6 protein-coding genes are annotated in these 6,541 nt (G+C 69.9%); all 6 read right to left on the bottom strand.

Going from position 1 to position 6,541, the window contains the following annotated elements:
* Positions 1-125: 125 nt before the first annotated feature.
* The 6 genes from tsaB to A5775_RS08370 all read right to left on the bottom strand — a co-directional run bounded on the left by tsaB (position 126) and on the right by A5775_RS08370 (position 6,514).
* Positions 126-752, bottom strand: a complete 627-nt coding sequence (tsaB, locus tag A5775_RS08395; protein ID WP_067250542.1) for a tRNA (adenosine(37)-N6)-threonylcarbamoyltransferase complex dimerization subunit type 1 TsaB — start codon at positions 750-752, stop codon at positions 126-128.
* A complete protein-coding gene (tsaE, locus tag A5775_RS08390) occupies positions 749-1,237 on the bottom strand; it encodes a tRNA (adenosine(37)-N6)-threonylcarbamoyltransferase complex ATPase subunit type 1 TsaE (protein ID WP_067250538.1) in 489 nt (162 codons plus the stop codon). The genes tsaB and tsaE overlap by 4 nt, the downstream gene beginning before the upstream one ends.
* Positions 1,224-2,279, bottom strand: a complete 1,056-nt coding sequence (locus tag A5775_RS08385) for an alpha/beta fold hydrolase (protein WP_197512432.1) — start codon at positions 2,277-2,279, stop codon at positions 1,224-1,226. The genes tsaE and A5775_RS08385 overlap by 14 nt, the downstream gene beginning before the upstream one ends.
* Positions 2,280-2,338: 59 nt before the next feature.
* Positions 2,339-3,505 (bottom strand): alanine racemase, encoded by a 1,167-nt coding sequence (alr, locus tag A5775_RS08380; RefSeq protein WP_067250569.1) that lies wholly within the window; start codon positions 3,503-3,505, stop codon positions 2,339-2,341.
* A gap of 183 nt (positions 3,506-3,688) precedes the next feature.
* Positions 3,689-5,053: a glutamate decarboxylase gene (locus A5775_RS08375; protein ID WP_156660620.1), complete on the bottom strand. Its 1,365-nt coding sequence runs from the start codon at positions 5,051-5,053 to the stop codon at positions 3,689-3,691.
* A gap of 39 nt (positions 5,054-5,092) precedes the next feature.
* Complete coding sequence (locus A5775_RS08370; protein WP_067250529.1) at positions 5,093-6,514, bottom strand: NAD(P)H-hydrate dehydratase; 1,422 nt, start codon at positions 6,512-6,514, stop codon at positions 5,093-5,095.
* Positions 6,515-6,541 lie beyond the last annotated feature (27 nt).

Genomic DNA, 6,541 nt, shown 5'->3' with positions numbered 1-6,541 from the left:
CCGGGATGGTGGCGCCGTTCACGCCGAGTCGGACCAGCTTGCGGTAGTTCTTCGGCGCCTTGGCGATTGCGGTGTCGGGGGGGGGGGGGCGCGGGCCCGCGCGCCGACGGTCACCGGCTCGGCGATCATTGCCGCGCCGCTAACGGTTTGGCGTCGGGCCGACGCAGGTACAGCGCCACCAGCGGGGCCGGCTCATCGGACCAATCCCCCACTACGGCAACAAGTCCGGCCGGTGTCGGGCACACGGGCTCGCACACCGGCAGGCCGAACATCGCCGCGTGTTCGGGTGAGCCGGCCACCTGCTGCGCGGCGCCCGGGTCGACGTCGGCGGGGGCATTGACGGCCGGGCCGTGAACGCGCGCGCCGTCGCGGTAGCGGGCCCAATAGACCTCGCGCCGGCGGGCGTCGGTGACCACCAGTGTGTCCCCGGTGGTGTACACGCCGATGGCGTCCAGGCTGCACACCCCGTGCACCGGGATGCCCAGCGCATGCCCGTAGGCGGCGGCGGTGGCCATCCCGGCCCGCAGACCGGTGAACGGGCCCGGGCCGCAGCCCACCACGACGGCGCCGAGATCGGCCATCGTCAGACCGGCGTCGGCCAGGGCGGCAACCACATTCGGCGTGAGCCGTTCGGCATGAGCCCGGGCGTCGACGGTGACCCGCTGCGCCAGCACGGACAGATCCTCGCGCCGCACGATGCCGGCCGTCACCGCCGGGGTGGAGGTGTCGAGGGCGAGGACGAGTCTGCTCATGAGTCGCCCCCGCTGTCGGCCCATCGCCAGGTCGCGATCCGCACGTCGGATCGGCTGATGCGCTCCAGCCTGATGTCGAGATGACGTTCGGCGAGGCGCTCGACCAGGCCTTCGCCCCATTCCACCACCACGACAGCGTCCTCGAGATCGCTGTCCAAGTCCAGCGAATCGAGCTCACCAAGCAGGTCGGCGCCTTGGTTGTCGGTGTGGTCGAGCAGCCGGTACATGTCGACGTGAATCATCGTCGGGGCGCCGGGCCGCCGCGGCGGGTGTACCCGTGCCAACACGTAGGACGGCGAGGTGACGGGTCCGTCGACGTCCATTGCCGCGGCAATTCCCTTGGCCAGCACGGTTTTTCCCGCACCGAGCGGACCGGAGAGCACCACCACGTCGCCCGCCCGCAGCTGCTCACCGAGCCGGGTCCCCAGCGCGATCGTGTCCTCGACGCGCTCGCAGGTCGCGGTGCCGGCGTCAAATTCGGCCACGGCGCCACAGCCTCTCTCGCATCCGCTGCAGCCTCAGTGCCGCCTTCGTCGGGGTGACGCGCCGGATCAGCCGCACCAGTCCGCCGTTGATGGCCTCGGGCTTGTCCAGCAGCGCAAGGTGACTCGCGCCGACGACGATGACCAGTTCGGACTGCGGCAGGCTGGCGGCCATCTTTCGTGAATACTCGTCCGGGGTGAGCAGGTCGTGGTCCCCGCAGGCGATCAGGGTCGGGATCCGCAGCAGCGTCCACAGTCCGGCGGTTTCGTCATGCTTTTCCAACGCGTCCAAAAATCCCACCATGGTGGGAATCGGCGTGCTGTTCATCATCCGCTGGGAGAACGCGTCCAGGCTCCGGCTGACCTGCAGGTCGCTGAAGGAGGCGGCCCGCAGCACCGGGCCGATCAGCGAGCGGGATACGTTGCGGCCGCGGTGAATCAGGTTCGGCGCGGACCGCGCGGCGACCCGGACCGCTTCCAGCGCAGGGTTTTTCAGGATTTCTCCCAGCGGAGATCTCGCCACCCCTTCGGCCGCCGAGGAAATCAGCGCGGCCCCCACGATTCGGCGCCCGTACTGTTCGGGGAACTGGCGAGCGTGCGACAACACCGCCATGCCGCCCATCGAGTGACCCACCAACACAATCATTCCGCGCGGCGCGACCACATTCAGCACGGTTTGCAGATCCTTGCCGAGTTGGGTCAGCGTGTAGGTCTCGGGTGCGGCCTCGCCGGATCGGCCGTGCCCGCGCTGGTCGTAGAAGACCATCCGCACCTCGGGAGCCAACTGGTCGGGCAGCCGCGTCCGCTGGAAATGAAACGCGCCCATTTGCAGACAGAATCCGTGGACGAACACCAGGGTCAAGGGCGCGTCGGCGGGGCCTGCTTCGCGGACCGCGAGCGGCACCCCGTCGGGCGTGGTCACCACCAGGCTGCGGTCGTCCTCGAGCGTGTTGAAATCCTCATGGGCGTAAGGGTCTTCGCCCGTGGCGCGCTGGGTCATCGACCGACGGGCCGAGGCCCCGATGATGGTGGCGATGGCCGTCAGCCCCGCGCCTCCCGCAAGCCAGGCCCTGCCCTTGTAGCGCACGCGGGTTCCGTCACGGCTCAACGGTGCGCCTCGCGGTAGGTCCTGGTGATTCGGCCGCGGGGGCTGGTCACCACTTCGTAGTGGATGGTGCCGAGCAGATCGGCCCAGTCCTGCGCGGTGGGTTCGCCGTTGCCGCCGGGTCCGAACAGGATCGCCTCGTCGCCCTCGGCGACATCGCTGCGCCCGGGGCCCAGGTCGACGACGAACTGGTCCATGCAGATTCGCCCGACACCCGGTCGGCGCCGGCCGTTGATCAACACCTCCAGCCGGTTCCCCAGGGACCGGAAGATGCCGTCGGCGTAGCCCACCGGCAGCAGCGCAAGGTTGGTGTCGCGCTGTGCGGTCCAGGTGTGCCCGTAGGACACGCTCTCCCCCGCACGGATCGACTTCACCAATGCCACAGGGCATTTCACCGTCATGGCCGGGACCAGACCCATGTCGCCTCGCTCGGGCACCGGGCTCAGGCCGTAGACCGCGATACCGGGGCGCACCATATCGAAGGCCAGGTCGGGACGCGACATCGTGGCCGACGAGTTCGACAGGTGCGCCACCTCGTAGGCGACCCCCTGATCGCGCGCCTGGGCCAGCATGTCGGCAAACCGTTGGGCCTGAAGGTCATTGACGGGGTTGGCGGGTTCGTCGGCGTACACCATGTGGGACATCAGGCCGCGTAGCACGATGGTGTTCTCGGCGACGGCGCGGCGCAGCGCGGCCAGCATCGACGGGTGCTGCGCCGGCGGGACGCCATTGCGGTTCAGCCCGGTGTCGACCTTGACGGTGATTGTCGCGGTCCGGCCGGTGCGGCGCACCGCGTCCAGCACCTCGTCGAGTTGGCGCTGCGATGACACGGCGATCTGTATGTCGGCCAGCAGCGCCGGCCCGAAGTCGATGCCGGGGGGGTGCAGCCAGGCCAGCACCGGCGCGGTGAGGCCGTCGGCGCGCAGCGCCAGCGCCTCGTCGACGGTGGCGACGCCCAACTCGGTCGCACCCGCGGCCAGCGCGGCGCGCGCCGTCTGGGCGGCTCCGTGGCCGTAGCCGTCGGCCTTGACGACGGCCATCACCTGCGCGTCGCCGGCCTGCTCGCACAGCAGCCGCACGTTGTGCTCGATGGCGCCCAGGTCGACCAGGGCCTCGGCATGCAGGCCCGGTGTCAGGGATATCGGCGTAGCGGCGGGCCCGTTCATGGCCGCCATTGTCCCAGAACCGCGCAGCGACGAGCGCTCCTGAGTCACACCCGCCACATGCGTCTCCGCTCCGGGGGACCACATTTGTGCCCACCTTCGAGCGACAAGCCAAGTTGTCGCGGTGAGGCGGGCAACAGCGCCCATGCCTGCGGGCCGAGACCGCTGTGACGAACGGGAAAACCGCTAGTGCGCGAAGTGCCGATCGCCGAAGTGGCCGCCGGGCCTGAGCTTGTCCAGCGAGGTCAGGGCCGAGACTGCGTCGTCGTGCAACGCCCGGGCCAGGTCGGCGGACAGGCCCTCGCGCACCACGATGCGCAGCACGGATACGTGCGTGGCGTTGTCGGGCATGGTGTAAGCGGGCACCTGCCAGCCGTAGCTGCGCAGCTCGTGGGAGAGGTCGAACTCGGTGTAGCCGCAATCCTTGGCGAGCCGGAAGCTGACCACCGGGGTGGCCGAACCGTCGGAGATCAAGTCGCAGTGATCCCCGACACGCAGCTGCTGACCCAGCCACTGCGCGGTCGATGACAGCGTCTGCATGACCTGCGTGTACCCCTCGCGGCCCAGCCGCAGGAAGTTGTAGTACTGGCCTACGACCTGGTTGCCGGGGCGGGAGAAGTTCAGCGTGAACGTCGGTATGTCGCCGCCCAGGTAATTCACGTGGAATACCAGGTCCTCGGGCAGGTACTCCTTGCTGCGCCAGACAACGAATCCGATGCCGGGGTAGGTCAGCCCGTACTTGTGGCCGCTGACGTTGATCGACACCACCCGGGGCAGCCGGAAATCCCACTTCAGCTCGGGACGCAGGAACGGCACCACGAATCCCCCGCTGGCGGCGTCGACATGAACCGGAACGTCCACGCCTCCGTTGGCGGCCAATTTGTCCAGCGCCGAGCAGATCTCGGCGATGGGTTCGAGTTCACCGGTATAGGTGGTGCCCAGGATCGCCATCACGCCGATGGTGTTCTCGTCGACGGCGTCGATGACCTGCTCGGGAGTGATGACGTAGCGCCCCTCCTCCATCGGCAGGTAGCGGGGTTCGACGTCGAAGTAGCGGCAGAATTTCTCCCACACCACCTGGACGTTGGACCCCATCACCAGGTTCGGGGTGCGGCCCTTCCAGTCTTTCCCGACCTTCTGGCGCCACCGCCACTTCATGGCCAGCCCGCCGAGCATCACCGCCTCGCTGGAGCCGATGGTGGACACGCCGCACGCGCTGAACGGGTCGTCGTCGTGCAGGTTGTCCGCGTGGAAAAGGTCGGCGACCATACTTACGCATCGCTGCTCGATCGCCGCGGTCGCCGGATATTCGTCCTTGTCGATCATGTTCTTGTCGAACGTCTCGGCCATCAGCCGGTTGGCCTCGGGGTCCATCCACGTGGTGACGAAGGTGGCCAGGTTCAGCCGCGAGCTGCCGTCCAGCATCAGCTCGTCGTGGATGAAGCGGTAGGCGGCCTCCGGGTCCATCGATTCGTCGGGCAACCGCAGCGCAGGCACCGGCGCGGTGAAGAGCCGTCCGGTGTAGGCGGGAGCGATGGAGTGCGCGGGCATTGAAGGGTGTTGCGGCACTGGGGAATCCTCTCGATGGATCTATAGGGCGGCTAGGGCGGCTCGAATGTGCGGGACCATGCGCGAGGCCGACGTGGGCGCGTCGCCGGGGCCCGGGTCGCGCGCGGAGCGTGCCGCCGCGCGCGCGTGGACGAAGGCAGCCGCCGCGGCCGCCTCGGCCGGTGGCAGGCCCGCCGCCAGCAGCGCGCCAATCATGCCGGACAGCACGTCGCCGGAACCGGCGGTGGCCGCCCAGGACTGCCCGGCCGGATTGAGGTAGACCGGGCCGCCCGGGTCGGCGACGACCGTGACGTTCCCCTTGAGCAGCACCGTGGCGCCGAACGCGTCGGCCAGCTTGCGGCACGCACCTACCCGATCATCACCGGGGGGGTTACCCGCTAGGCGCGCAAATTCACCCGCGTGCGGAGTCAGCACCGTCGGCGCGCTGCGACCGGCCACCAACTCGGGATGGGCTGCCAGGATGGTCAGCCCGTCGGCGTCGACGATCACCGGCAGGTCGGTGTCCAGCGCGAACCACAGCGCCGCGGCCCCGGCGTCGTCGGTGCCCAATCCGGGCCCCACGACCCAGGACTGCACCCGCCCGGCCGACGCGGGGCTGGGCGAGGCGATCACCTCGGGCCAGTGCGCGAGCACCTCGCGGTGCGCGCTGCCGGTGTAGCGGACCAGCCCGGAGGTCGCCGCGACCGCGGCGCCGGTGCACAGCACGGCGGCGCCCGGATACGTCGCCGAGCCGGCCATCACGCCGGTGACCCCCTGGGTGTACTTGTCGTCGTGGGGACCGGGCACCGGCCAGCGGGCGACCACGTCGGCGACCTCGAAGCCGAGCAGGTCGGTGTCGGGCAGGTCCAGCCCGATGTCGATCAGTCGCACCCGCCCGCAGTCGCCGAGCGCGTGCACGGGTTTGAGGCCGCCGAAGGTGACGGTCAGCACGGCGCGCACCGCGGGGCCGCTGGTGGCCCCGGTCGCCGCGTCGATGCCGCTGGGAATGTCGACGGCGACCACCGGGATCCTCGCCTCATCGACCGCGGCGAACACCTCGGCCGCGGCGGGCCGCAACGCCCCCGAGCCGGAAATGCCCACCACCCCGTCGATGACGAGATCGGTTGTCGGCGAGACGCTTTCGACGATCCTGCCGCCGGCGCCGCGAAACGCCGCCAAGCCTTTGCGGTGGGTGCGCTCGGGATTGAGCAGGATCGCGTCCGCGGCCGCGCCGCGACGGCGCACGAAGGTGGCCGCCCAGAGCGCGTCACCGCCGTTGTCCCCGGAGCCGACGACCGCGCACACACGTCGCCCGGTCACCCCGCCGGTGCGGACCACCAACTCGCCGATGATCTCGGTGGCCAACCCGTAGGCCGCACGCCTCATCAGGGCGCCGTCGGGCAGGCTGGCCAGCAGCGGCGCCTCGGCCTCGCGGATCGCATCTACGGAGTAGTAATGCCGCATCAGAGCCAGACTACGTGTCGCCGTCGC

It is taken from the genome of Mycobacterium sp. 852002-10029_SCH5224772, from assembly GCF_001667315.1.
In the GTDB taxonomy this organism is placed as follows: Bacteria; Actinomycetota; Actinomycetes; order Mycobacteriales; family Mycobacteriaceae; genus Mycobacterium.
This window is presented reverse-complemented; position numbering and strand designations above follow the sequence as displayed.

Coding starts and splice junctions, on each gene's coding strand:
- A5775_RS08375 (WP_156660620.1), bottom strand. CDS start 5,053: ATGCCCGCGCACTCCATCGCTCCCGCCTACACCGGACGGCTCTTCACC.
- A5775_RS08370 (WP_067250529.1), bottom strand. CDS start 6,514: ATGCGGCATTACTACTCCGTAGATGCGATCCGCGAGGCCGAGGCGCCG.
- tsaB (WP_067250542.1), bottom strand. CDS start 752: ATGAGCAGACTCGTCCTCGCCCTCGACACCTCCACCCCGGCGGTGACG.
- alr (WP_067250569.1), bottom strand. CDS start 3,505: ATGAACGGGCCCGCCGCTACGCCGATATCCCTGACACCGGGCCTGCAT.